The organism is Gordonia sp. LMA484 (assembly GCF_058129505.1).
This window is the reverse complement of record NZ_CM176700.1, coordinates 5,417,798-5,444,192: the sequence shown is the minus strand read 5'-3', so window position 1 is coordinate 5,444,192 and position 26,395 is coordinate 5,417,798. Positions and strand designations below refer to the sequence as shown.

General features: G+C 66.1%; 23 protein-coding genes and 1 pseudogene. 14 read left to right on the top strand and 10 right to left on the bottom strand.

Annotation, left to right across the window (positions count from 1 at the left end):
* Positions 1–77: 77 nt before the first annotated feature.
* A pseudogene (locus tag AC4AMJ_RS24165) lies at positions 78–1,727 on the top strand (ATP-binding cassette domain-containing protein); the annotation flags it as partial.
* Positions 1,728–2,363: 636 nt separating this feature from the next.
* Here AC4AMJ_RS24165 and AC4AMJ_RS24160 read toward each other — a convergent pair.
* From AC4AMJ_RS24160 to AC4AMJ_RS24145, 4 genes are all read right to left on the bottom strand, one after another.
* The gene (locus tag AC4AMJ_RS24160; RefSeq protein WP_489915208.1) at positions 2,364–2,804 is read right to left on the bottom strand and encodes a nitroreductase family deazaflavin-dependent oxidoreductase; all 441 of its coding nucleotides are present in this window, start codon (positions 2,802–2,804) and stop codon (positions 2,364–2,366) included.
* Positions 2,801–3,733 carry an NAD-dependent epimerase/dehydratase family protein gene (locus AC4AMJ_RS24155; protein WP_489915206.1) on the bottom strand — a complete coding sequence of 311 codons (933 nt, stop codon included), beginning with the start codon at positions 3,731–3,733 and terminating at the stop codon, positions 2,801–2,803. Before AC4AMJ_RS24155 ends, AC4AMJ_RS24160 begins: the two co-directional genes overlap by 4 nt.
* 45 nt (positions 3,734–3,778) lie before the next feature.
* A complete protein-coding gene (locus tag AC4AMJ_RS24150) occupies positions 3,779–4,999 on the bottom strand; it encodes a succinic semialdehyde dehydrogenase (protein ID WP_489918504.1) in 1,221 nt (406 codons plus the stop codon).
* 352 nt (positions 5,000–5,351) lie between these two features.
* Positions 5,352–6,278, bottom strand: a complete 927-nt coding sequence (locus AC4AMJ_RS24145) for an acetoacetate decarboxylase family protein (RefSeq protein ID WP_489915204.1) — start codon at positions 6,276–6,278, stop codon at positions 5,352–5,354.
* A 184-nt stretch (positions 6,279–6,462) separates the two neighbouring features.
* On the opposite strand from AC4AMJ_RS24145, the gene AC4AMJ_RS24140 reads away from it, so the two are divergent.
* The 4 genes from AC4AMJ_RS24140 (at position 6,463) to AC4AMJ_RS24125 (ending at position 10,334) form a co-directional block, all read left to right on the top strand.
* Positions 6,463–7,050, top strand: coding sequence for a TetR/AcrR family transcriptional regulator (locus AC4AMJ_RS24140; protein ID WP_489915202.1), 588 nt, complete (start codon positions 6,463–6,465; stop codon positions 7,048–7,050).
* 131 nt (positions 7,051–7,181) lie between these two features.
* A complete protein-coding gene (locus AC4AMJ_RS24135) occupies positions 7,182–8,150 on the top strand; it encodes an alpha/beta hydrolase (protein WP_489915200.1) in 969 nt (322 codons plus the stop codon).
* A 135-nt stretch (positions 8,151–8,285) separates the two neighbouring features.
* Complete coding sequence (locus AC4AMJ_RS24130; protein WP_489915198.1) at positions 8,286–8,969, top strand: type 1 glutamine amidotransferase domain-containing protein; 684 nt, start codon at positions 8,286–8,288, stop codon at positions 8,967–8,969.
* Between the two features lie 219 nt (positions 8,970–9,188).
* Positions 9,189–10,334 carry a hypothetical protein gene (locus tag AC4AMJ_RS24125; protein WP_489915196.1) on the top strand — a complete coding sequence of 382 codons (1,146 nt, stop codon included), beginning with the start codon at positions 9,189–9,191 and terminating at the stop codon, positions 10,332–10,334.
* 34 nt (positions 10,335–10,368) lie between these two features.
* On the opposite strand, the gene AC4AMJ_RS24120 is transcribed toward AC4AMJ_RS24125, so the two are convergent.
* Positions 10,369–10,896 (bottom strand): hypothetical protein, encoded by a 528-nt coding sequence (locus AC4AMJ_RS24120; RefSeq protein WP_489915194.1) that lies wholly within the window; start codon positions 10,894–10,896, stop codon positions 10,369–10,371.
* Between the two features lie 245 nt (positions 10,897–11,141).
* Here AC4AMJ_RS24120 and AC4AMJ_RS24115 point away from each other — a divergent pair, with 245 nt between their 5' ends.
* From AC4AMJ_RS24115 to AC4AMJ_RS24105, 3 genes are all read left to right on the top strand, one after another.
* On the top strand, positions 11,142–11,537 hold the full coding sequence (locus tag AC4AMJ_RS24115; protein WP_489898651.1) for a hypothetical protein: 396 nt from the start codon (positions 11,142–11,144) through the stop codon (positions 11,535–11,537).
* Positions 11,538–11,555: 18 nt separating this feature from the next.
* Positions 11,556–12,107: an RNA polymerase sigma factor gene (locus AC4AMJ_RS24110; RefSeq protein ID WP_489898652.1), complete on the top strand. Its 552-nt coding sequence runs from the start codon at positions 11,556–11,558 to the stop codon at positions 12,105–12,107.
* Between the two features lie 159 nt (positions 12,108–12,266).
* A complete protein-coding gene (locus AC4AMJ_RS24105; RefSeq protein WP_489915192.1) occupies positions 12,267–13,802 on the top strand; it encodes a SpoIID/LytB domain-containing protein in 1,536 nt (511 codons plus the stop codon).
* Between the two features lie 16 nt (positions 13,803–13,818).
* Here AC4AMJ_RS24105 and AC4AMJ_RS24100 read toward each other — a convergent pair whose 3' ends face one another.
* The 5 genes from AC4AMJ_RS24100 to AC4AMJ_RS24080 are packed head-to-tail and all read right to left on the bottom strand — an operon-like array spanning position 13,819 to position 17,646.
* Positions 13,819–14,493, bottom strand: coding sequence for a GAF and ANTAR domain-containing protein (locus AC4AMJ_RS24100; RefSeq protein ID WP_489898654.1), 675 nt, complete (start codon positions 14,491–14,493; stop codon positions 13,819–13,821).
* 42 nt (positions 14,494–14,535) lie between these two features.
* Positions 14,536–15,174, bottom strand: a complete 639-nt coding sequence (locus AC4AMJ_RS24095) for a class I SAM-dependent methyltransferase (RefSeq protein WP_489898655.1) — start codon at positions 15,172–15,174, stop codon at positions 14,536–14,538.
* Positions 15,171–15,947, bottom strand: a complete 777-nt coding sequence (locus tag AC4AMJ_RS24090; protein ID WP_489898656.1) for a PIG-L deacetylase family protein — start codon at positions 15,945–15,947, stop codon at positions 15,171–15,173. The genes AC4AMJ_RS24095 and AC4AMJ_RS24090 overlap by 4 nt, the downstream gene beginning before the upstream one ends.
* Positions 15,944–16,900 (bottom strand): acyl-CoA dehydrogenase family protein, encoded by a 957-nt coding sequence (locus tag AC4AMJ_RS24085; protein WP_489915189.1) that lies wholly within the window; start codon positions 16,898–16,900, stop codon positions 15,944–15,946. The genes AC4AMJ_RS24090 and AC4AMJ_RS24085 overlap by 4 nt, the downstream gene beginning before the upstream one ends.
* A complete protein-coding gene (locus tag AC4AMJ_RS24080) occupies positions 16,897–17,646 on the bottom strand; it encodes a glycosyltransferase family 2 protein (RefSeq protein WP_489898658.1) in 750 nt (249 codons plus the stop codon). Before AC4AMJ_RS24080 ends, AC4AMJ_RS24085 begins: the two co-directional genes overlap by 4 nt.
* Before the next feature lie 155 nt (positions 17,647–17,801).
* Between AC4AMJ_RS24080 and glf the strand changes: the two genes are divergently transcribed.
* From glf to AC4AMJ_RS24050, 6 genes are all read left to right on the top strand, one after another.
* The gene (glf, locus tag AC4AMJ_RS24075; protein ID WP_489898659.1) at positions 17,802–19,076 is read left to right on the top strand and encodes a UDP-galactopyranose mutase; all 1,275 of its coding nucleotides are present in this window, start codon (positions 17,802–17,804) and stop codon (positions 19,074–19,076) included.
* Positions 19,077–21,011: a glycosyltransferase gene (locus AC4AMJ_RS24070; RefSeq protein WP_489915187.1), complete on the top strand. Its 1,935-nt coding sequence runs from the start codon at positions 19,077–19,079 to the stop codon at positions 21,009–21,011.
* Complete coding sequence (locus AC4AMJ_RS24065; protein ID WP_489898661.1) at positions 20,992–21,567, top strand: phosphatase PAP2 family protein; 576 nt, start codon at positions 20,992–20,994, stop codon at positions 21,565–21,567. Before AC4AMJ_RS24070 ends, AC4AMJ_RS24065 begins: the two co-directional genes overlap by 20 nt.
* Positions 21,568–21,632: 65 nt before the next feature.
* On the top strand, positions 21,633–22,553 hold the full coding sequence (locus AC4AMJ_RS24060; RefSeq protein WP_489898662.1) for a decaprenyl-phosphate phosphoribosyltransferase: 921 nt from the start codon (positions 21,633–21,635) through the stop codon (positions 22,551–22,553).
* Positions 22,540–24,861, top strand: coding sequence for an arabinofuranosyltransferase AftB family protein (locus tag AC4AMJ_RS24055; RefSeq protein ID WP_489915185.1), 2,322 nt, complete (start codon positions 22,540–22,542; stop codon positions 24,859–24,861). Before AC4AMJ_RS24060 ends, AC4AMJ_RS24055 begins: the two co-directional genes overlap by 14 nt.
* A gap of 340 nt (positions 24,862–25,201) precedes the next feature.
* A complete protein-coding gene (locus AC4AMJ_RS24050) occupies positions 25,202–26,191 on the top strand; it encodes an alpha/beta hydrolase (RefSeq protein ID WP_489898664.1) in 990 nt (329 codons plus the stop codon).
* Positions 26,192–26,395: the final 204 nt, after the last annotated feature.

Genomic DNA, 26,395 nt, shown 5'->3' with positions numbered 1-26,395 from the left:
CTGCCGCCGTCTGATCCGGTGAGATCAGACCGCGCACATCTTTCAGGGGGCCCGCCGTGCTCACGATCGGCAACACCGGTGGATTGTCGGTGCGTGGTATCGGCCTGACCGTCGACGGCGGCAAGACCCTGCTGCATGACATCGGTTTCACCGCCACGCCGGGGACGCTGACCGCGGTCATCGGTCCTTCCGGCGCCGGGAAATCCACGCTCGCCAGAATCATCGCCGGATCTGCCGCACCCACCACCGGGCAGGTCACCTTCGCCGACCGGGACGTGCACGGCGACCACGACGCCATGCGGACCCGGATCGGTGCGGTGCCACAGCAGGATGTGGTGCACCGCAAACTCACACTCCGTCAGGCCTTGGCATTCGCCGCCGAACTCCGCCTACCGCGGGACATGTCCGCGGCGCGGCGGGCGGCCGTTGTGGCCGCCGTACTCGCCGAGCTCCACCTGAGCGACCACCTGGACACCCGTATCGACAAGCTCTCCGGCGGACAACGCAAACGGGCATCGGTGGCGCTCGAGTTGCTCACCGGTCCGTCGCTGCTGATCCTCGACGAGCCCACCTCAGGCCTCGATCCGGCGTTGGATCGGCAGGTGATGGCCACTCTGCGTCGGCTCGCCGATGCCGGGCGGGTCGTGCTGGTGGTCACCCACTCACTGACCCATCTGGCGATGTGCGATCAGGTATTGCTGCTCGCGCCGGGTGGCGTGGTCGCGTTCCACGGCCGCCCTGACGAGCTGGCCGTGGCGATGGGCACCGGGGACTGGGCGGAGATCTTCGCGTTCGTCGCCGCCCATCCGGCGCTCGCCCACCAACGCCATCTCATCCGTGCGGCGCCGGGGACCCGGCGGACGCCGCGGAGTGTGGACCGTTCCGGATTCGTACCGCATCGTGACGGCCCCCGACGCAGCGCGATCGGACAGTGCGGCACCATCATCCGACGTCAGGCGCGATTGGTCGCGGCCGATCCGGGATACCTGACCTTTCTCACCGTCATGCCGATCGTGCTGGGGCTGCTCACTCTCGTGATTCCCGGATCGGCCGGCTTCGGTGTCAACAGCGCCGCCGAGACCGCGGGGGAGGCGCTGCAGATCCTGGTGATCCTCGTCGTCGGAGCCACATTCACCGGCACCACCCTCACCATCCGTGATCTGGTGGGCGAACGTGACATCTTCGAGCGTGAAAGAGCGGTCGGGTTGCGACCCGGCGCATACCTGGCCGCGAAGATCGTCGTGTTCTCCGGTATCGCGGCGGCACAGACCGCGGCCATGGTGGCGATTACTTTTGTCGGCAAGGGAATTCCGGATTCACGTGTGGTCGGCGCGGCTCCCGTCGAACTGTTCTGCGCCGTTGCCGCACTCGCCGTGGTGAGCGTTATGGTGGGACTGGCTCTTTCGGCCACGGCCCGCTCGACCGAACAGACGATGCCTCCGCTGGTCATCCTGGTGATCACGCAACTCGTGTTCTGCGGCGGTCTGTTTCGGCTGACCGCGCCGGTGCTCGCGCAGTTCTCGTGGGTGCTGCCCTCCTACTGGGGCTACGCCGCCGCGGCCGGCGCCGTCGATCTGAGAAGCATCGCACCTCTCGCCCCACAGGTCGACGGTGCGCTGATCTGGTCGCCCACACTCCTCAACGCGGTACTCGCTTACAGTGCGCTGCTGCTGATCTCGACGATCCTGGTCACCTACACGATGACGAGGCTGCAGGTCCGCCGATGAGGGTGATGCGGCGCCCGGCGGAAAAACTCGACTTGTCGATCACGGTGACCGTGCCCACCCGGCCGTCCAGAAGTCTGAACGCTTGGAGTGTGGTGGGTGCCCACCGCCAGAAGTTCGGGTTGCTCTCATGTTTTGGGAGCATGGTCATCCCTTGCTCTGGGCGTTGGTGCCCATGCAAAGTCCACCTTAAACAATTGACGGCGCAGGTATTTTCAAAGGAACTTCGCAATCGCGGGGCATGACGACTCTAATGTACGGGTGGAGTGTGCGGACGTAGGGCAGACGTCGCCTTGGTCGGCCCATAACGATTTCCTATGCTGCGAAAACTGCATATTGCATCAGATGCATCACGTCGGCCCTACTCCGTGGAGATGACCGTTGTCACGAAGCCCGCTGGGTGGCAGCGGTCTTCGAGATTTGCTCATCAGCATCGGCGAGCTGCGGAGGTCCAGGCCAGGCCTAGTTGTCGCGTGGCTTCGAGGCGGTAACCTGTGGACTCGGCGTCGATGATGCACTGGATGAATCAATGATGCATCAGATGAAACAGTCCGGATGAACCGCCTGCAGCGCCGTGTGACTCCTGCCTTGGCATTGCGCGTTCCGGCCAGGGCCGCGTGGCGTCTGAGCCTTCTGCCATCACAGAAGGTCGCAGATCACAACCGGAATATCGCGGTCGGTTCGCTTCTGGTAGTTCGCATAGCCGCGGTAGGCGGTGACGATTCGCGGCCAGAGTTCCGCTTTTTCGTCGGGGTCGGCGGCCCGGGCGCGGATGTGGCGTCGTTGTCCGTGCACGGTCAGCTCGGCGCGGGGGTGGGCCATGAGGTTGTGGTACCAGTCGGGGTTGCGGTCATCGCCTCCCTTGGAGGCCACCAGCACGATCCGAGACTCGTCGTGCACCGGTGAGGTGAGGTAGCACGAGCGCGGCTGGCCACTGCGCCGTCCGACAGTGTGTAGCTCGACGACGGGCATCCCGAAGGGGTTGGCCAACAGTCGGTTGCCACTGACGCGGAGGACGATCCGGTGTGCGGCGTTCATCAGCTTCGACGCTCGGTCTTTCATCCGGTAACTGAGACTCATGAGGCCGCCTTCTCGGTGAGGAGTTCGGTGATGCCGTGGCGGTAGGTCGTGACGGGGAAGTCGGGGAAGCGGGTGGCGAATTTTGTGGAGTCGAAGATGTTGTCGTCGCGGTAGCGCGGCAGCAGTTCGGCGGCTTCTTTCACGGACTGGTTGATCAGGCCGCCGAGGGCGAAGAGTTTCTTGGGGATGGTGAGGTAGTTGATATCGTGGCCGGTGACCTCGGCGGCGATCTCGATCATGTCCTGGTAGGTCAGTCGGTGCGGGTCAACCGGCAGATGCCAGGTTTGGCCGTAGGCGGTGGGGGTGTTGGCGATCAAACCCATGCCGCGGCTGGCGTCCGGGGTCCAGATCAGGGTGCGTCGGGTGTGCGCACTGACCGGCACCAGCGGTCGTTTGCCCTGTTTGATGCGGTCGAAGATCGCGGAGTTGGTGAGACTCTGGGTTTTTCCGGGTCCGTAGAACTCCGGTGCTCGACAGATGACGGCTTCGATCGTGTCCTTGCCCATCTCTTCGAGCAGCATGGTCGCGATGCGTGCGCGGACAGTCGCTTTGCGCCCGACGGGACGGAACTCGGTGTCTTCAACCTGCGGGGTGGAGGTTCGTGGGTACATGTAGGTGTTGTCGAAGAAGACCAGCTTGGTGCCGTGCTGTTGGCATGCGGCGATCGTGTTGGCCATCATCACCGGGAACTGCTGTTCCCACAGCGCGGAATCGATGGGCAGCCCGACGGTCAGGTAGGCGATGTCGCTGCCTTTGACCGCTGTGGCTGTGGCCTCGGCGTCCATCAGGTTGGCGGAGACGAGTTGGTCGGTGTCGTGGACCTTGCGCGGGTTTCTGCTGACCAGCCGCAGGTCGTGGGTGATGTTGTCATGCAGGTAGCGGGTGAGCTCGTGGGCGATCTGGCCGTTGGCTCCAAGGACGGTGTGCATGGGTTCCTCAACTCGATGGATTACGAAGGGTGCGTAACGGTGTCGCTACACGCCGGGGATGCGTTTGAGTAGGCGCAGCGCCAGCGTCGCCACCTGGGCGTAGCGCCCGGCGTTCATGCCGTCGGGGGCCCCGACGGGGATGAGCCGTTCGGTGGCGATGGTTTGGGACTCGGTGTATTTGAGGATGCCGTGTTCGCCGTGGCGGCGGCCGAGGCCGGAGGCTTTCATCCCGCCCATCGGGGCATCCATCGATCCCCAGGCCGCGGCGTAGGCGTCGTTGACGTTGACGGTGCCGGCCTGCAGCCGTGCGGCCACGCGGTAGCCGCGCTGCTCGTCGGAGGTCCAGACGCTGAAATTGAGTCCGTACTCGCTGGCGTTGGCTTTGGCGATCGCTTCGTCTTCGTCGGTGACGCGGTACAACGACACCAGCGGCCCGAAGGTTTCGTGGTCGAAGACCGTCATGGTGTTGTCGACGTCGGTGAGGACGGTCGGTTCGTAGAAGTACGGGCCGAGGTCGGGTCGGGGTCGCCCGCCGGCGAGTACGCGCGCACCCTTGGCGAGCGCGTCCTCGACATGATTGACGACGGTGTCGAGCTGCTTCTTCGACACCAGCGAGCCCATGTCTGCGGAGTAGTCGATGTCGGCCGACAGTGTCATTGCCGTGGTCGCCGCGGCGAACCTGGTGGTGAACTCGTCCCAGAGCACGTCGGGGATGTAGATGCGTTCCATGGAGATACAGAGCTGGCCGGTGTTGGAAAAGCACGCCCGCACCGCGCCGGCGACGGCTTTGTCGATGTCGGCGTCATCGAGCACGAGTAGCGCGTTCTTGCCGCCGAGTTCCATCGAGCAGTCGATGAGGTTCTCACCGGCTTGGGCGGCGACCGTGCGACCCACGGCCGTGGAGCCGGTGAACATGAGGAAATCGGAGTTCTCGATGATCGGCGTGCCCAGCTCGGCTCCCCTACCGGTGACCACCTGCACCAGACCGGCCGGCATGCCGGCCTCTTCCAGAAGTTCAACGGCCCACAGCGCGGAGAACGGGGTCTGCACATCAGGTTTGGTGAGCACCGCGTTGCCCGCCACAAGTGCCGGCAGCGCATCACTGATACCCAGGGTGAGCGGGTAGTTCCACGGGAAATGACCCCGACCAAACCCTTCGGGTGATGCAGTTCCCACACTTTGGTCAGCACCAGCTGCGCCCCCTTGCGGCGCTTGGGTTTCAAGTAGTCCGCGGCGGTTCTGGCGTAGTACCTGGAGGCCATGCAGACATCAAGGATCTCCTCGAACGCGTGACGCCGAGCTTTGCCGTTCTCGAGCTGAATGAGATCGAGAACCTCATCCTGGCGGTCGAGGACCAGGTCGTGAAAACGCAGCAACACTGCGGCCCGTTCCTCGACCGGACGTTTCGCCCATGCCTTCTGCACGGTGCGGGCGCGTTGCGCAGCGGCGACGACATCGGCCGGCGCGCAATGCGGAATGGTGCCGAGCACCTCGCCGGTCATGGCGTTGGTGACCTCGAGAACAGCTTCGGGATCAGCCGCCTGCACGCGGCGGGTCAGGGAGGTCAGTCGGTGCGCGTCGACGTGTCGGGTGATGGCGGAGGTGACCACTGGGCTACTCATTTCGCGGGGAACGAGACCGGGACGGGGATGTGCAGCGCGTTCTGGCACTCGGTGGCCACGTCGAGGCGCAGCGGCGTGATCGGCGACAAGGAGCGCACATCATCGGCCAGACGTCCCGAGCCGAGTTCGAGGCTGACATCGCGGGGCAGCAGCCGACTACCGGCGGAGAGCGTGTTGGTCTGGCTCAGCGTCGCGTTCCAGGCGCCACCGAGCTGGGTGTAGGAGATCAGCGTGGACACACTGGTGCCGCTGGGGGCCGTCTTCTGCTGCGGTGTGGGCACCGTCAACGCGATGTCGGTGCCGCCCTGGTCGTTGGCCACCCGCGCGGCCACCTCGCGGTGGTCGATGTCGACGTCGATGTCGGTGACCCACTTGGGGAATCCGTAACCGTCGTGTCCACGGACCTGCGCGATCTGGGTGTTGACCGGCAGCGACAAGACGTAGGCGTGCATCGCGTCGTTGGCCAGTGCCGACAGTGCGTCGACGGTCGCCAGGCTGCCATGGCGGGCGGGGCGTACCGCGATGCCGACGGTGGCCTCGGTGTAGAAGTCGATGTCGCATACGTCGTAGCGGAAGAAGACCACCGAGAACAGGCCGAGGCCCGGGGCGATCTGCAGCGGATCGAGTTCTGCAGGGAGCCGGGATCTCAGCGCTTTCGTCGGGGCGAGGTAGACGATCTGCGCCCGGGACATCGAGTAGTAGAAGTTCGGGGTCCGGGTGGGTCCGATCGCCGACTGCACCTCGGTCTTCGGCAAGGTCCGGAAAAAGTCGACACTGCGCACCCGCGGGTCCTGGGCGACCTCGTCCAGGTCGGTGTCCATGCGGTAGCGGTCATACAGCCCGCCTTTGGGCACGCTCACCGTATGGCCGCCGAGAGCCACCTCGACAGTCTCGTTGTTCGGCTCGGGCTTTGACGGTGTCATCGCAACTCCTTTGAATGTGTACAACGCTTACATCCAAGGTAGAGTCCAATGTGTGCAGCGTCAACATGACCTCGATGGGCGACCGACTCCCACCGGGATGACCAGATAGCGAGAGGACGTTGACCGTCCACGTGATGACCGGAAACGAGGGACAAGCACAATGACCAGGAAAGGAGGGTCGGCAATGTCCGCTAGTACCAAGAAGAGCTATCACCACGGGGATCTGCGTTCCGCGCTACTGACCACAGCGATGGACATGCTCGAACGTGGCGGATCGTTCTCCATCCGGGCGGTCGCCCGCGAGGCCGGGGTCTCCGCGACCGCCCCCTACCGTCACTTCCCCGACCGCGATGCCCTCGAATCCGCCCTCGCCGCCCAGGGGCTACGCGACCTGAAAGACGACCTGTCCCGCGATCGCGGCCTCCCGCGCACCGCGGAAGAACTCGCCGACCTCGGCGCGGCCTACGTCGAGTTCGCGCTGCGCCGCCCGGCTCTGTTTCGCCTGATGTTCGGCAACGAGTGCGACCACGAAAGCGAAGAACGCGTCGAGGCCGCCGCCGCGGTCCACGAGCTGCTGGCCGCGGCCATCACCGGGGTCTTCCCCGACTCCGACCCCATCGATCTCGCCCTCGGCGGCTGGGGCCTGGTCCACGGCATGGCCTGCCTCTATCTCGACCGTAAACTCACCAACCTCTCGATCGACGACACCGTCGCCCAAGTGCGTTCGTCGCTCATCGCCGTCCTCTCGGCCCAGTCGGCGGGCACTGACTAACCAGCACCGGATGGAGCCCCGTTGACTCCCCTCCGTGGCCGCGTTAGCCTCCATGTGAGCGCTGCACACATCTGCGTGTGTCGAGCTCTCGCAGAGTCCCAGCACGTGCCCAACACACGGAAGAGACCACGATGACTGACCTGCCACCCCCCATCAGCCCCGTCCTCGAACGCGAGGCCAAGGAGTTGTGTGACCAGACCGATCCGCATCCCCGCATTTATGAAGTGCCGCCGGAACAGGGCCGAAAGATACTGTCCGACTTGCAAAGCGGTGAGGGTGTCGAACGCCCCGAGGTCGACGAGGAGTGGGTTGACGTCGATACCGGACAGTGGGGAACCGTCCGCACCCGCATCATCCGTCCCAAAGGTGCCGACGGGCCGCTTCCGGTGGTGTTCTACATCCACGGCGCAGGCTGGGTGTTCGGCGACGAACACACCCACGACCGCCTCTTCCGCGAACTCGCCGTCGGCGCCGGCGCAGCCGGGGTCTTTCCGGTCTACGACAGGGCCCCAGAGAAGGGCTACCCCACACAGGTCGAGCAGAACTACGCCGTCGGCCAGTGGGTGCTCGACCACGGCGCCGAGCACGGCTTGGACACCTCCCGGATCGCAGTCACCGGAGAGTCCGTGGGGGGATGCATGTCTGCGGTCTTCGCACTGATGAACAAAGACCGCGGCGGCATCGACCTCAAAGCCCAGATTCTGCTGTATCCGGTCACCAACGCCGACTTCGACACCCCGTCCTATCTCCAGTTCGCCGAGGGCTACTACCTGACCCGCGTTGGGATGCAATGGTTCTGGGACGCTTACACCACCGACCCAGCGCAACGTAGCGAAAAATACGCCTCCCCCCTACAGGCTTCCCTCGACGACCTGCAAGGCCTTCCCCCCACACTGGTGATCACCGACGAGGCCGACGTACTTCGCGATGAGGGTGAGCAGTACGCCAACAAGCTGCGCGAGGCCGGCGTGGACGTCACCTCGGTACGGGTCGCCGGCATGGTCCACGATTTCCTACTCCTGGACAGCCTGCGGAACACCAAGGGCGCCAACGTTGCCCGACGCCTCGCGATCGACGCGCTGAAAACCGCTCTGCAGTAAGACCCCGCTCTCGCGATGTCCCGAGTCAGGCAACCCCGACTCAGGGCATCGCTTCGGGCACGACTTAACACCGGCGCGTTCAGCGACGGCAACCCGGCGACATTCCGAGCCACACCACACCAGAGGGAGGGCAGCATGCCCACACGCATTCTTAACGTCGTCACCAACGTCGGCCACTATGACGACCCCGAACACCCGACCGGCTTGTGGCTCTCCGAACTCACCCACGCCTGGCACGTCTACGAAAAGCACGGTTTCGAGCAGACCCTCGTCAGCCCAGCCGGTGGCGTCGTACCGCTGGAACCGCGTGCACTGAAGTTCCCCAACTACGACAAGACCGCCAAAGCCTGGCGCGCCGACCCAGCCAAGATGGCGCTGCTGCACAACACCCATTGCCCCGACGAGATCGACGCCGCCGACTACGACGCCATCTACTTCACCGGCGGTCACGCCGTCATGTACGACTTCCCCGACAGCGTCGGCCTGCAACGCATCACCCGCGGGATCTGGGAACGCGGCGGTATCGTCTCCTCGGTCTGCCACGGTTACTGCGGCCTGCTCAACACTCAACTCTCCGACGGTTCCTATCTGATAGCCGGCAAGAAGATAACCGGGTTCGCCTGGCAGGAAGAAAAACTCGCTCGAGTCGACAAGCTCGTGCCCTACAACGCCGAGGAAGCCGCCAAACAGCGCGGCGCCCTCTACGAAAAAGCCAAACTACCGTTCGTCTCCTACGCCGTCGTCGACGGCAACCTCGTCACCGGCCAGAATCCGGGCTCCGCCAAAGAAACCGCCCAGAAGGTCGCCGCACTGCTCTGACATCCACGCTCAATATGCAGTGACCGAATATGCAGTGTTACCAGTATTGCGATCACATTCATGTGATGCGATTTATGAACGCTGCCGGATTCTCAATGCACCCTTTGGGGCCGGCGACCTTCTTGTGCCCACCCGCCTGTTAAGCGCGTCGCGAGAGGGCCGTCCGTGGACCTCTGGAAGCCTTATCGCAGGGCGCCCGCATAACTAGAGTGCGATGTGATGTCGAAGAACAGGTCGAAGAAGCAGCAGAACCGCGATCGTCGCAAGGCCAAGCGGGCAGCCAGGGACGACTCCAACGTGGTGCCGTTGTCTGGGCGCCCCGAGTCGTCGCCACCCTCGCTGATCCCGGCCGGATTCGGCGAGTGGGCGGCCGCCGAGCTCTCTGTCGGCGACGCCGCGTCCCTCGACGGGTTCCTGGTCCAACTCGAGATCCTGCTGGCCGCGGCCGCCGGCGAGAATCCGGAGTTCGATACCACCGGGTGGACGATCGACGATGTCGACGCGATGGGGAGTTTCATCGAACTCATGGTCGAGGCGGGGTCGATCGAGCTCGATCAGGCGCGTTTCGTCGCGTACGCCGGAATGATGTTGGCGGTTTTCCTGGTGGACCACGGTCGGTGGACCGGTGATCCCGATGCACCCACATACGCCCAGGAGCGGCTGACCGCCGCGGTGGGGCTGTCATTGGGCACCACTGAGATCGCGCCCGTCGACGAGGCCGTTGAACGGGCAGCGCTGTTGGCCACCCAACCGTTGGCGCGGATCACGGTGCTGCTCGACTGGCTCGGCGACGGACAACCCACCACACCGAATCGGTGGCTCAGACCGGCGGCCGCCCGCGAACTCGCGGCAGCACTCGGACTCGAGATGCCGCCCGATCGCACGAGCATGAGCAATCACAGCCCCCTGCGGAACCTGTGGCTGCATGCGCAGGCGACGGCACTGATCGAGGTCAACACGGTTCGAGCCACCCCGGAGTGGAGCGCAGCGACATGGCAAGAGGCGCCGGTGGAGGCGTTGCGCGGCGCATTGACCGTCTGGATCGAGAGCGTGTTCCCCGACGACGTCGAAGAGTTCGCCGAACAGTTCTACGACAGTTTGGCTGCCGTCATTCTCACCGGCTGTACGAACTCGGCCACCAGCCCCGCCGACATCGACGGCTGGGTGGAGAAGCTGGGGTACAGCGAGCCGCTCGTGCGCGCCCTGCATTCCCAGCTGTCCAAATTCGTCGACGAGGGGTGGCTGACGGTCGAGTCCGACACCTATGTCGTGCCCGAAGCGCTCCGGCCGGCCGTGGTGCCCGCGATACCGCAACCCGGGATGCGGCGGTCGGCTACCGGCAAGGCGGCATCGGTCCCCCACTGACCAGCTCGATCCGGCGTCGTTCGACCGGCCGGCCTCAGAGCACGTTGCTGTGATCGGTTGAGTCGTCCCCGCCGTAGCTGTCGTGCGGGCTGGTACCGCCGCCGTAGCTGTCGTGGGACCCGTAGCTGTCCGGGGACCCGTAGCTGTTGTGGGAATACGAATCCAAGTGCCCGTCACCATCGGTGTCGGCGGCATAGGCGTCCAGGTGCCCGTCGCCGTCGGTGTCGGCCGCGACGGTGTCGGCCATGCCATCCCGGTTAGTGTCGGCGACAACGGTGTCGGGCCGACCGTCGCCGTCGGAATCCAGGGTGGATGCGACGATGCGGCCGTCCTCGAGCGAGTCGACCCGGGTGATGTCGCCGGTGGCGTCGAGGTGCGTGATCGTGTCGGCCTGACCGTCCTCGTCGGAGTCTTTGGCCACCAGAACGGTCCCGTCCGCGCCGCGCGCCGCCGCCGTGTCGATGGTGCCGTCGCCGTCGGTGTCGGCGGCGACGAGTTCCACATTTCCTGCTTCGTCGTACTGCACGATGACGTCGTGCCCCTGGCTGTCGGTGGTGTGCACGACCCTGTCCTGGTCGGGGGCGGTCGGGGAAGTGGCGTGGTGAGACTGGAACGGGGAACCGGACATGAGGTCGTCCTCTCGGTCGGTGTGAACGTGACACGGATCTGATGCACGCAGGTCGCGAGAATGTTCCCGGCGTTTTTCCCGACGACGAATCGGGAACATCGTGGCGGCCCCGTAGCATCAGATCTGAGAGCGGTCACCATCTGGTGACGGCGAGGAACTCACACCCGGGGGGAGGTCACATGCAGGAGGAGCCGTCGATTCTGGCTTCGCTCGGCATCGACCCCACGACTCTCACACCGCCGCCGGCCGCCGCGTGGGACACCGCGATGCAGGCCGCGTTCGACCCCTCAGCGTCGGCTGATCCCGACACCGTGCCGGACATGGACGACGTGCCGCCGGACGTCGGGGACGGTGGCGATGATGACGTCCTCGACGGCTTGGTCCCCGATGAGCCCGGCCACCAGCACGCCCCGGCGAGCCCCGACGAACCAGTCGCCGATGACGCGTCGGGTTCCGCGGACGTCGATCACGGTGACGACCCGGAACTCGACCTGACCGACCACCACCATGATGCGCCGGGCGGCGACTTTCATGACGGCGGGCACGACTCACACGACGGTCACGTCGATCTCTGAATCGGGTTGGGGGACGTGATGGACGAGGCCGTTCTGCTGATGCGGGCGCGTGAGGGCGACCAGCGCGCCTTCGCCGACCTGGTCGGCGCACACCGCAACCATGTGTGGGCGGTGTGCCTCAACATCTGCGGCAACCCGCATGACGCCGAGGACGCCCTGCAGAACACGCTCGTCGCGGCCTGGCAGAACCTGCACAAGTTCCGCGGCGAGGCGCGTTTCTCCACGTGGCTGCACCGCATCGCCGCCAACAACGCGCTCTCGGTGGTGCGAAGCCGTAAGTCGAACACCACCATCACCGACTTCACCGACCCCGACCAGCAGGTCACGCTGGACGACCCGGACGGCCCGGCGTTCGACGAGCGGGTGGCCCTGCGCGACGCCGTGCGCGACGCATTGGCCCAGTTGCCCGACGACTTCCGCGAGGCGGTCGTGCTCCGCGAGTTCGGCGACCTCACCTACGCCGACATCGCCGTGCACCAGGGCGTCGGCGTGCAGACGGTGAAGTCGCGACTCAACCGCGCCCGCACCCAACTCGCGGAGATCATGGCCGACCACGTCGGGAGTAACTGACCCGCCGCCACCCACTGACAACTCGTGATGCGGTTGTTATCCCCTGGGGTTGTCGTTTTGACCAACTCTTAACTACTGTCACAACAGTCACATCAGCAACATCCTTAACGGGATGGTGTTGTTCCCGATGCTCACGCTCACGGAAGGTCTCGCGAGACGTTGGTCAGAGCACGCCCTCGGCACACCCGGGCCCGATCGCTGTCATTGGCTGCGATCGGGTTCATCCCGGTGCTGCTGGTCGGCGGTCTGGTGGCCGTGGTCGCGCCGACGTTCACCTCCGAGAGGGTCACCCTCTCGGCCGGGTCGGAATTGACGCTGATCGGACACGGCCTCGGGCACGGGCGCGGGATGGGGCAGTGGGGTGCGTACGGCTACGCCCGCAAGGGATGGTCGGCATCTCAGATTTTGCGCCACTATTACGGCGGCACCACCGCGGGGAAGGTGGACAGGCCCGAGATCACGGTCGCTCTGACCGGGAAGAACTCGGTGAATGTGCACGCGGACGCCGGGATGCGAGTCGGTGGCCAAACGGTGGCTCCCGGACAGGCGGTCAGCCTGTCCGGGGCCACGGCCACCATCACCAACGGATGCGGTGGCGGTGTCGTGCGGTCGGTCCCGGCGCAATGGGTCGAACCGATCACCATGGGCCCGAGCCGACCGCCGGGCGAGTTCCTCAGATTCTGCGGTTCCAACCAGGCCTACCGTGGCGCCCTCGGATTCGACGGCGGCCGCGTGGCCAACCGCCTGCACATCGATGACTACGTCAAGGGCGTGATCCCGAAGGAGAGCATGCCGCAGTGGGCCGACTCCGGCGGTGCCGAGGCGCTCAAGGCGCAGGCGGTGGCGGCGCGGACCTATGCGCTGGCGGCGATCGCCGGCGGCAAGAAGATCGACGACACCCAGAACTCGCAGGTGTATGGCGGTGTGGCCGGCGAGGATCCGCGGACCAATCGCGCCGCCGATGCGACCGCCGGTCAGATCCTGCTGCAGGGTGGCAAACCTGCGTTCACCGAATTCTCTTCGTCCACAGGTGGTTACACGGCGGGCGGACGCTTTCCGGCGGTCCGCGACGACGGCGACTCGGCGTCGCCGAACCACAACTGGACCGCCACGGTCAGCGCCGGCAGCGTCGGTGCCGCGTTCGGCGTCGGGGCCCTGCGCAGCCTCGAGGTGATCGAGGCCAACGGCCTCGGTCCGGAGAGCGGGCGGGCGATCAAGGTCCGCGCGGTCGGGTCGGCGCGCACGGTCGAGGTCAGCGGCGAAGATGCCCGCACCCGGCTGCAGCTGAAGTCGTCGTGGTTCGCCGTGAAGGGACAGGCACTCAAGCCCAAGATCGTCACGCCGCCCACCGGCCCCGACGGCGGTGGGCCGCTCGGCTCGCTGGACCTCGGCAGCCTGATGGAACTCCCAGACCGCCTGCTCCCGGGTTCCTCGCAGCTGCTCAGCGTCGGTACCCAGGCGCTCAACGGCAAGTACGACCAGCTCGGCGGGATCACCGGACCGCTCGGTCAGGCCATCGGCGTCCCGAACCTGACCCCCGACGGCAACGGCGTGGTGCAGCTGTTCCAGCGCGGGCTCATGTTCTTCAGCCAGAACACCGGCGCACACGCGCTGACCGGTCGGGGTCTCGCGGACTATCTGGCGCGTGGCGGACAACCGGTGATCGGTTTCCCGAGGTCCGACCGGCTGGGGTGAGCCCCACGATCGGCTGCTACTCCGGTCCGGCCTCGACGATCCGCTTGGCCACCTCGGCCAGCTTCACGTTGCTGTCCTGCGACAGCCGGGCCAGCAGTCGGAACGCCTCGTCGGCGTTGATGCGGTAGCGCTCCATGATCATCCCCTTCGCCTGACCGATGACGTCGCGGGTGCTGAGCGCGGTGAGCAGTTGCTCCTTCTCCCGAACGGCGGTGAAGGCGGTGGCGCAGTGCGCGGCGAACAGTTGCCCCACCGAGATGGCATCGACATCGAACGCGTGGGTCGTCGTGCTGATCAGGTTGAGCGCGCCGAAATCGTTCCCGTCGATGTAGAGGCAGAAGCAGGCCATCGATCCGATGCCCAACTCCACGGCCGAGGCGGCGAACCGCGGCCACCTCTGCTCGTGACGCATGTCGTCGACCAAAACAGTGGTGTCGTCGATGGCCGAGCGCACGCATGGCCCCTCATGGAGTTCGCGCTGCAGATCGTCGGACTTGCCCGCGAGATCGCCGACCATGACCGGTGTCTCGATCTGACCTCTGGTGACCAGTGTGACGCTGGCGTACTCGGCGCCGGGCACCGAGTCGACCGCGGTCTTGGAGATCTTGCGCAGCACCGCCTCGGTGTCGTTGCTCTCCTCGCGCAACTCGCGAACGATCTCCGCCATCCGGGCTGTCTGATCGAAATTCATACCGACTCCTCCACCACCATCCCCCACCCGAATTCGTACAGCTCAGGGTACGAGATTTTCGCGTGCCGCAATCGATGGGACCGGCTCGCGGGTGAAGAGGTCGAGCCGCAGGTCCTCGTCGCGATAGCCGCCACGATGGTGCAGTGACGAGGCGAGCAGGAAGTCGTGGACGTCGTCGCCCGATCGGGGGTACTCGGACACCTTGCGCCGCCAGTGGACCGCAAGCACCTCGCCATCGGCGCTCAGCGAGCGGTGCAGACGCTCGACCACGGTGTGCAGGTCGGCGGACTGGAGATAGTAGAGCACCTCGCTGAGCACGATCAGGTCGAACTGACCGTCCGGCCAATGGGTCATGATGTCGCCGGTGGTCACCGTCGCGCGACTGCCGACGTGGGCGAGACGCCGCGTCGCGAGTTCGACGGCCCGCGGACTCAGATCCATACACAGCAGGTGGTCGCTGAACATCGCGAGCTCGGAGCTCAGGATGCCGATCGAACACCCCGGTTCGAACACCCGGTGATAGCGCTCGCGGGAGAGGGCGGCGAGGGTCAGCGCGTACTTGCGCCGCTCGTACCAGCGATCGGTGAATCCCCAGGGATCATCGCTGTTCGCATACATCTCGTGAAAGTAGCTGTCGGGCAACGGCCGTGACATCTCACCCGATTCGGATGACCCGGTCATACGAGCACGAACTCCCACGGCCGGATGAGGTGGGCCAGGACGTGCGGCGGTAGGACGGCCTCGTCGGCCGGATCGTCGGACAGCGGGCGAACCTGTGTGTCGAAGGCGTGGATCGCGGCGTGTTTCACCGCGAGTATCGCCGGATCGATGTGATGTGTCCGCATCCGATCCCACGGGACGGCCGGGTCGCCGGGCTCGGCCCAATGCCACATCCAGATCGGATACATCCAGAGCGGGAGGTCGCGCCGACGGGCCACCTCGAGCGCACTGCGCCCGACCGCGTCGTGATCCGGATGACCGTCATGTGACCAGACTGACAGCACCGTGGTCGCCACGTCGGGTTTCTCGTCGATCACGGCCTCGATGATTCCCGCCATCGTGTGATGCGCCTGCTCCAGCGCCCCGTCGGTCAGCCCGAACCACCGGGGCCGGCCGAGCCCCAACAACTCGGTGGCGGTGTCGAGCTCGACGTGGCGCCGGCCCGCCAGCTGTTCGGGCGACAGCGTCGGGGAACCGGGATGTGAGGCACGACCGTCGGACATGCAGATGATGACGACCTCCACTCCGGCGGCTGCGGCCGCGGCCATGATGCCGCCGGCGCCGAGGACCTCGTCGTCGGGATGCGCACCCACCACAACGAGGCGTTCGACGTCGACGGTGACCGTCGGCCAGGGACTCGCGGCATCGAACCAGCACTGCCACGCCGCCTCGGGGGTGCCGTCGGAGGCGACCGGGGTCTCCGCCAGGCCGTTTCGGGTGGTCGGTTCGGTCATCGGCACAGTTGTTCCTCCGTGGCGGCCAGTCGACCGAGAGTCACGAGATCGTGGTCGGCGTGGGATTGCCGTAGGTAGATGCCGAGATCGGCGACCGCTTGCGCGTGTTCGCGGCGATGCACCAGCGGTGCGGGGCCCAGCGCACGGTTGACCCGGTCGATGACCGCGGTGGCGATCTGTTCGATCGACCAGCGGACCTGGTGGGCCAACCGTCGTGCGAGAACCTCGTCCTTGGGGGCCATGTCGATCTGGGTCGCGGCGTGTTCGAGGACCGCGTGGCCGTCGGCGAGCAGGGCGTCGACAGCCCCGAGATGCATCATCACCAGGTCGTCGTCGCGGCGTTTGGCGGCCGCCGAGTAGAGGCTGCCCGCCACCTTGCGCGCCCCACCGAGCCAGCACGCCGCCACCCCGACGCCGCCGTGCCAGAATCCGGGTCGATCCAGGTATTCGCCCGGATCCCCGATGGGACGAGCCACGGCCCGATCGAACTGCGCGGTGCCCGTCTCGGTCGCGCGCATACCCGTCGCCACCCAACCTCCGCGTTCCGGACGGACGCCGTTCTGATGCAGATCCACCGCGAACAGTGCGCGTTGATCTCCCTGGCGCGCGGTGACCAGCGCATGAGTGCACGTGATGACCCCGGAGCACCAGGGTTTGGTCCCGGAGAGTTCCCACACCTCACCGCGCTTCTCGGCGACGACCTGCGGCTCGGGTGGCTCGGCGGCCCAGACGCCCCAGAACTCGCCGGGGCCGACCCGCTCGCCGACGATCTCGGCGAGGATCGCGTCGGCGTCGAGGTGGGCCTCCACCAGCCGGCCCATCGAGATGTCGCGGTGACACAGATCGGTCAGCACCCGCAACCGCTGCGCCGTCTCACCCCGTGCAGGGAGCGGGACGTCGAGGCCGCTCTCGGTCGCCACGCGGAAGGCGAGGGCGGGGACATCGCAGTTCATCGGATCACCTCCGCCTGCGCCCGCGCCCGTCGGTTGTTCCCCTGACTCACGATCTCGAGTCGGTGCAGGTAGGCGGCGAAGCCGGAGTCGGCGCGACCGTCACGTCGGGTCGAGGTCTGCACGGGCGAGCAAGAGCTGCGGTGCACCCGGGCGCCGGCCGACGCCAGGCGCCGGACGAGGTCGACGTCCTCGTCTCCGGTTCGCGCCGCGAACCCCCCGACACGTCGGTAGAGCTCGGCCCGGAAGCCCAGGTTGGCGCCGTGCACGTGGTAGTGGCTTTCGTCGGCGCCATAGCGCTCGGCGAACATGGGTGCCAGCTCGGGTGGCCAGGTGTCCCAGTCCTTGGGCGTGACCGTGCCGACAAAGGCGTCGGCCCCGGCACCGGCGGATGCGAGATGGCACACGATCCAGTCGGGTGGCACCTCGGAATCGGCATCCGTCGTCGCGAACCAGGTGTGCGGGTCGGTGTCGGGATTCAACAGCGCGGCGAATCCGGCGCGGCGCGCGGCGCCGACCGATCGCGCCGCGATGGACATCGTCGCGACGGTCGGCGGAATGAGCCGGGACGATGAGTCGGTACACGCGTCGAGCACCACCATCACCGTGACCTCGACGTTCACCTCGGCGGATGCGGCCTCGAGCGCGGCCAGACAGGCGGGCAGGAGGCGTTCCTCGTCGTGGGCGGGTACCACCACGGCTACGCGCTCGATGGGGGAACGGTCGCGCGGAAGAGAGATTTCGGACACAAGCAGCCCCTGACGATCTTCGATGGAGTTTCGGACCCAAGGGCTCCAGGTCGATGACCCAGGATAGCCGCGATCGGGATTTTCGTCACCGGCCCACCCCGGCCGCGCCGTGTGCACGGCGATTACTCAGGGTGGGTCCGTTACCCTGAACTTCCGTGGCAGGCAATAGTCAGGACTCGAGCAGTCGGGTCGACGGCACCCCAGGTGCGTCTTTCGATCTGATCATCGTCGGTTCCGGGTTCTTCGGGTTGACGATCGCCGAGCGGGCGGCAACCCAGCTCGACAAGAAGGTCCTGGTCGTCGAGCGTCGGCCGCACCTCGGCGGCAACGCATACTCCGAGCCGGAGCCGACGACCGGCATCGAGGTCCACAAGTACGGTGCGCATCTGTTCCACACCTCCAACAAGCGGGTGTGGGACTACGTCAACCAGTTCACCGACTTCACCGGCTACCAGCACCGGGTGTTCGCGATGTATCAGGGACAGGCTTATCAGTTCCCGATGGGGCTGGGTCTGGTGTCGCAGTTCTTCGGCCGCTACTTCACGCCCGACGAGGCGCGCGCACTGATCGCGGAGCAGTCCGCCGAGATCGACACCGCCGACGCCAAGAACCTCGAGGAGAAGGCGATCAGTCTGATCGGCCGCCCCCTCTACGAGGCCTTCGTCAAGCACTACACCGCCAAACAGTGGCAGACCGACCCCAAGGAGCTGCCGGCGGGCAACATCACCCGGTTGCCGGTCCGCTACACCTTCGACAACCGCTACTTCAACGACACCTACGAAGGACTGCCGGTCGACGGCTACACGGCGTGGCTGGAGAAGATGGCCGCCGACGACCGCATCGAGGTGCGTCTGGACACCGACTGGTTCGACGTCGGTGACGAGCTGCGGGCCGCGTCACCATCCGCGCCGGTCGTCTACACCGGACCGCTGGACCACTACTTCGACTACTCGGCCGGTCGGCTCGGTTGGCGAACCCTGGATTTCGAGACCGAGGTCCTCGACACCGGCGACTTCCAGGGCACCCCGGTGATGAACTACAACGACCCCGACGTCCCGTACACGCGTATCCACGAATTCCGCCATTTCCATCCGGAGCGGAATGACTATCCGTCCGACAAGACCGTCATCATGCGCGAGTACAGCCGTTTCGCCGATGCCGACGACGAGCCGTACTACCCGATCAACACCCCTGACGACCGCGCCAAGCTGGCCGCGTATCGCGATCTGGCACAAGCCGAGACCGCGGCGAACAACGTGCTGTTCGGCGGGCGACTGGGCACCTATCAGTATCTGGACATGCACATGGCGATCGCCAGCGCGCTCACCATGTTCGACAACACCCTGGCGCCGCACCTCACCGACGGTGTGCCCCTGGGTGAACCGGCACCGGGAGCCAAGCGAGCGGGCCGAAACGAAGAGGCGGAGTAGATGACCGTGACCGACGCGCAGACCACGTCGAACGATGCCGGACCGGCGTCGAAGGCGAAAACCCTTCTGCAGCGGGTGATCCTGCCGCGCCCGGGTGAGCCCATCGACGTCCGTTCCCTGTATCTCGTGGAGTCGGGCGACAATCCGCGACGGGCACACGCCCCCAGCCGCACCTCGGTCGTGCTCGGCGCCGAGTCGGAGGTCAGTTTCGAGACCTACTTCAACGCGTTCGCCGCGGCCTACTGGCGCCGCTGGAGCATCCTGACCTCGGTCGTGCTGCGCGTCGAGGTCATCGGGACCGCACGCGTGGACATCTACCGGTCCAAGATCGACGGCTCACGGATTGCGGTCGACGGCGACCTGATCACCACCGACGAATCCGGCCGCGGCGTCATCGAATTCGAATGTGACCTGGGTCCGTTCGAGGACGGCGGCTGGATCTGGTTCGACATCACCACCGACACCGACACCGAGATCGTCGCCGCCGGTTGGTATGCGGCCATCGACAGCCCCACCGGGGATGACACCAAACGGGTCACGGTCGGCATCCCGACGTTCAACCGGCCCGACGACGCGGTCAGCGCGCTGGCAGCATTGACCTCGGATCCGTTGGTGGACGAGGTGATCGACGCGGTCATGATGCCCGACCAGGGGACCCGCAAGGTGGTCGACGCCCCCGGCTACACCGAGGCGGCCGCCGCGCTCGGCGATCGACTGAACATCTTCGACCAACCCAACCTCGGCGGCTCGGGCGGATATGCGCGCATCATGTACGAGGCGTTGCGGCGCACCGACTCTCCGTATGTCCTGTACATGGACGACGACATCATGATCGAGCCCGACTCGATCCTGCGGGCTCTGGCCATGTCGCGGTTCGCCAAGACGCCGATGCTGGTCGGCGGGCAGATGCTCAACCTGCAGGACCGCAGCCACCTGCACTGCATGGGCGAGGTGATCAACCGCGACAAGTTCATGTGGACGGCCGCGCCCTTCGTCGAATACGACCACAACTTCGCGAAATACCCTCTGCGCGACCGGGAGAACTCCAAGAACCTGCACCGGCGCATCGACGTCGAGGGCAACGGCTGGTGGATGTGCATGATCCCGCGGGAGTGCGCCGAACAGATCGGCCTGCCCATGCCGTTGTTCATCAAGTGGGACGACTGGGAGTTCGCGCTGCGCGCGGCCAAGGCCGGCTACCCGACCGCGACGGTGCCCGGGATCGCCATCTGGCACATGGCGTGGAGCGACAAGGACGACGCCATCGACTGGCAGGCGTACTTCCATCTGCGCAACCGGCTCGTGGTGGCGTCGCTCACCAAGGACGGCCCGATCGACGGCATCCTGAAATCCATGGTCAAAGCGACGGCGAAACATCTTCTGTGCCTGGAGTATTCGACGGTGGCCATCCAGAACGAGGCCATCCGGGACTTCCTTGCCGGACCCGACCACATCCGGAGTCTGCTGCCGACCGCGCTGCCGAAGATCGCCGAGATGCGCAAACAGTATCCGGACGCCGTGGTCCTGCCGTCGGCGACCGAGCTGCCGCGCACGAGCGGTCAGGCGACGCACCTGGGCACCAACGTCCCCGAGGGCAAGGTCGCGAAACTCAAGTCACTGGCCGCGGCGATGGCCCGCAACGCCCGCCCGGCCGACCCGCGCCACCACGAGGTGCCACAGGCCAACTACCCGCCCGTCGAGGCGCGCTGGTTCAGTCTCGGTCGGGTCGACGGCGTCACCGTCACCACCGCCGACGGCCGCGGTGTGGTCTATCGCAAGCGTGACCGCGACAAGATGATCGCCCTGGCCAAGGAGTCGGCGTCGCTGGTCCGTGAGCTGAAGGACCGGTTCCCGACGTTGCGCGAGACCTATCGCGACAAGCACCAGGAACTGACGAGTCAGGAGAGTTGGGCGCGTGTCTTCGGAATCGACTGAGCAGATCGCACCGGCGTCGGGTGAAGCCGACGCCCTGGTACGGATCCAGTCGGCCCTCGTGGATCGTCCGGGCGCGGTCCCGGCCGCGCGGGGCCTCTCCCACTTCGGTGAACATTCTCTGGGATGGCTGGCGATCGCCGGCGCGGGTGCCGCGTGGGCGCACCGGCGCGGGGACACCGAAGCCCGGCGGCGGTGGATCGAAGCCGGTGTCGGCGCATTCGGCGCGCACGCGGCCTCGGTGATCATCAAACGTGTGGTGCGCCGGCCCCGCCCCGACCATCCTTCGATCACGGTGGGAGTGTCCACGCCGAGCCGACTGAGCTTCCCGTCGTCGCATGCCACCTCGACGACCGCGGCCGCGATCCTCATCGGTCGCGCTGCCGGGCTTCCACCGGCGGTGCTGCCCGCCGCAATCGTCCCGCCGATGCTGGTGTCGCGACTGGTCCTCGGTGTGCACTACCCGACCGATGTCCTCGCGGGGGCGGCGATCGGAGCGGCGAGCGCGGCCGCCGTCGCGGCGGGTGACAGACTGTTCGCGACAAACGATCGCGGGTAGTAGACCCGCCCATCGCCAACGACCGTCGCGAAGACGCGAGCCAGGAACGAGATGAGCCCGAGGACATGAGCGAAGAGCCGATCGAGCACGAACCGGTGTTGGCACCGCCGAAGAATCTGGCGACCGGTCTGATCAAGGCCGTCCGCCCCCGCCAGTGGGTCAAGAACGTCCTCGTCCTGGCAGCGCCATTGGCCGCGGGCAGCGTGGGTGAAGGGGATGTGCTCGGACCCGTCGCGATCGCGTTCGTCGCGTTCTGCCTGGTCGCGTCGAGTATCTATCTCATCAACGACGCCCGCGACGTCGAATCCGATCGCAACCACCCGACCAAGCGGTTCCGTCCGATCGCCGCGGGAGTGGTGCCGGTGCCGACGGCCTACGGACTCGCCGCGGTCCTCGCGGTGGCCTCCCTCGCGGTCTCGTTCGTCGCGAACTGGCAGACCGCGGTGGTCATCGCGATCTATCTCGGCATCCAGCTCGGCTACTGCTTCGGGTGGAAGAATCAGCCGGTCATCGACATCTGCATCGTGTCGTCGGGCTTCTTGCTGCGTGCCATCGCCGGTGGTGTGGCGGCCGAGATCGCGCTGTCCCAGTGGTTCCTGCTGGTGATGGCGTTCGGCTCGCTGTTCATGGCCGCAGGCAAGCGTTATGCCGAGCTCCAGCTGGCCGAACGCACCGGCGCCAAGATCCGCAAGGCGCTGCAGTACTACACGACCACCTATCTGCGCTTCGTCTGGACGCTGTCGGCCACCGCCGTGGTGATCTTCTACGGACTGTGGGCCTTCGACAAGAACTCCGGCCACGACACGAACGTCGCGTACGCCGTCTCGATGGTGCCGTTCACCATCGCCATCCTTCGCTACGCCGTCGACATCGACGGTGGCCAGGCCGGTGAACCCGAGGAGATCGCGCTCGGCGACCGCGTGCTGCAGCTGCTCGCCGTCGCCTGGATAGTATGCGTGGGTGTCGCGGTCTATGCAGTCAACTGACGTCACCAACGCCGAGGAATCTGCCGACAGCATCTCCGACTCCGTCGACAGCACGGACGATGCCGCGAAGCGTCCCGGGCGTGGGCTGAAGGCGTGGGGCCCCCGGCAGTGGGTTCCGGCCATCAGTTTCTTCATCGGCGCGGTCACCGTCACCACTTTCTTCACGATCGGGGTCTGGCAACGGCGCTGGATCGCCGATGACGGACTCATCGTCCTGCGCACGCTGCGCAATCTGTTCGCCGGCAACGGTCCGGTGTTCAACGCGGGCGAGCGGGTGGAGGCCAACACCTCGACCGCGTGGACCTATCTGCTGTGGTTCTGGGCGTGGGTGACCGACGGTCAGCTCGAATACGTCGCCCTGTGGGTGGCGCTGGTTTTGTCGGTGTCGGCCATCCCGATCGCCATGTACGGCACCGCCCGCCTCTATCGCACGCGGCTCGGTGGGATCACCGGCGACGGACTCACACTGCTGCTGCCGTTCGGCGCGATCGTCTACATCGCCCTGCCGCCCGCCCGTGACTTCGCGACGAGCGGACTGGAAAACGGTCTCTGTGTGTTCTGGGTGGCCGTGCTGTGGTGTCAGCTGGTGGCGTGGAGCCGCCGACCGGGACGCAGCGCGACGGCCTGGCAGCGTGCGGCCACCGTGACCCTGGCGTTCACCGCGGGTTTGGCCCCGCTGATCAGACCGGAGCTCACCATCCTCGGCGGCCTGGTGCTGGTGATGGTGGTGCTGGCCCCGACGTCGTGGAAGATGCGGATCGCGATGATCGTCGCCGCCGCGGTGCTGCCGGTCGGCTATCAGATCTTCCGGATGGGGTACTACGCGCTGCTCGTACCGAACCCTGCGGTCGCCAAGGACGCGAGCGGCTCCAAGTGGCATCAGGGCTTCGTCTACCTGGGCAACTTCTTCGGCCCCTACGCCCTGCTGCTACCGGTGATCCTCGCGATCATCGCCGGGATCATGATCGCCGGCGGTCATCGCCTGGCGCGGCAGCGACGTGCTGCCGAGGGTGCCGATCCCGACGCCGGCGGTACTGATGCCGCCGGTACTGATGCCGCCGAGTCCGACACGAACCTGCCGTCCCGACTGGGTCGGTGGTCGGTGGCCCTGCAGACCCCGACCGCGGTGGTCGTGGTCTTCCTCGTCGCCGGACTGATCGGCGGCATCTACTGGCTCCGTCAGGGTGGCGACTTCATGCACGGCCGCGTGCTGCTGGTGCCACTGTTCACGCTCCTGCTGCCGCTGATGGTGCTGCCGGTGACGATCCCGGCCCATCTCCGCGAGGCCTTTGGTCGCTCCCGCACCGCCGACGACGCCGCCGGCGACCGCCCGTCGTGGGATACCGACACCGACGAACCTGACCTCGACAGAACCCCCGATCGCGGCGACGGAACCCCCGATCGCGGCGACGGAACCCTCGATCGCGGCGACGGAACCCTCGATCGCGCCGACGGAACCCTCGATCGCGCCGACGGAACCCTCGATCGCGCCGACGGAACCCTCGATCGCGCCGACGGAACCCCCGATCGCGGCGACAGTCGGCGTCGGACACGCCTGCAACTCGTCGGCTCACTGCTGTTGAGCGCGATGTGGGTGACCACGGTGGTCTGGGCCGTCGTGGTCCACGAGAACGTCCTGCCGAACGCCGGCATCGACATCGGCCGCAGCGGCATCGTCGACGAACGCCGCTTCTACGTCACCAACATGGGCAACGAGAACCCGGTGACCGCCGAGGACTACCTCGACTATCCGCGCGTCCGGGCGATGGTGGAGTGGATCGACAAGTTCCACGACGAGGGCGGCGTCATCCTCCCGTCGTTCAACTACGACGAGTGGTACATCGCGAAGCTGCCCGGCAACATCGCGCCCGACAAGCGCAAGCTGACCGTGTACTTCCTCAACCTCGGCATGACGAGCATGAATGCGCCGCTCGACGTCCGCGTGATCGATCAGATGGGACTCGCCTATCCGCTCGCCGCGCACACCGAACGCCTCGAGGACGGCCGCATCGGGCACGACAAGATCCTGCCGTCGGAGTGGGTGGTGGCCGAGGCCGGCGCCTATCCGCGCAAACCGGTCCTTCCCGGCTATCTCGACGAGGACACGGTCCGGGAGGCCCAGGTCGCGTTGACCTGCAAGGAGACGAAGTCCCGATTCGAGTCGTTCGAGGCGCCGTGGACGTTCGAGCGGTTCAAGCTCAACCTCAAAGAGGCCTTCAAGTTCACCGACTATCGGATCGAACGCGACCCCGAGTACGAGATCGCGCGGTGTGGGCTGCAGATGCCACCCCGCATCAACCCACGCTGAGCGGGGTAAACCCTGCCGGTTTGCCCGGAAACATCTCGAATCGGTAACGTTCGCGCCGACCTGGTCGATAGATCAACGTGACCAGGGCACCCGGGCTCTGGCCACATAACGTTTCGCTGACGAGCGAGTGTGAGTGCAATCACATGGTTTGTCAGCGTTGGGGGTATGCAATAGGCTCCCGAAACGGTGCCGAACGCCGAATATCGGCTGTTGCGCGAGCGGTTTCGCCTCGCTCGCGGCATCGGTTCGGGGGAGGACAGCGGCCGGGTGTCGTAAACGGATCCGGCGGATCGGGGAGGATTTCCCTGGTCCGGTGGATGACAGAGGGAGAAATCAGTCGATGCGTGAAGCTTCTGCCACGCCACGGATGACCGGCCGGTCGCACAACCGGTACATCGCCGCGTTCATCGCGATCGCGACAGTGATCGGACTCGCCGGCGTCGTCGGCGGTGCCGGACAGGCCGACGCACGGATCGGGGGCACGTCGGTCGGCCGCGAGCAGTTCTATGTGAACGGCTGCGGCATGCCGAACGTGAAGGTGCGCGCCTGGAAGCGTCCGGGCAACTACAAGACCGTCATCCTCCTCGACGGTATGCGCGCCCAGTACGACTACAGCGGCTGGGAGATCAACACCAACGTCCAGGAGATGGTGCGCTCCGGCGTCAACGTCGTCGAGCCCATCGGTGGTCCGGCCAGCTTCTACTCGGACTGGGATGCGCCGAGCAACTTCAACGGCCAGAAGTACACCTACAAGTGGAACTGCGTCATCACCAACACCCTCGTCCGCGCACTCGACGCGCGTGGCTACCGGGTCGGTGCCGGCCGCAAGTACGCGATCGCCGGTCTGTCGATGGGCGGTAACGCCGCACTCGTCATCGGTGCGCAGAACCGCCGCAACTTCGACCGCGCCGCATCGCTGTCGGGCTACAACTTCCTGAACGCACCGGGCATGCGTGCCGCGCTGCGCCTGGCGATGTTCGATGTCGATCCCAAGCCGTGGAACATCGACTGCATGTGGGGCCCGCCGTGGAGCCCGCGCTGGATTCAGAACGATCCGTTCATGAACATCAACCGCATGCACGGGATGAAGATCTTCGTCGGCTCCGGCAACGGTCTGTTCGGTCAGTACAACGCCCTGCCCAACGTGTTCGACGACCTGTTCAAGGGTTCGACGCTCGAGGTGCTCGCGTTCACGCAGGCCAAGGCCTTCGAGGCGGCTGCGGCGCTGCAGGGACTGCCGGTCATGACCTACGACGCCAACGGCACCCACGCCTGGGGCTACTGGCAGGACATGCTGTGGAACGCGAAGAACCGAGGGTTCTTCCGCTGACCCTGCGCCGGTCGGACGCCTGACCACGCAACAGCAGTCACAGAAATCCCACGCGTAACAGCGTGGCGCACGCAAAACAGAACGCCCTACGTGTAAGAAACACGTAGGGCGTTCTGTTGTTTGTGAGGCTGCTGTGACTTTTGGGGAAAGAGTTACACACTCACCTGGTTGAACGCCGTGTTGCTCAGGTGGTGTGAAGGAGTC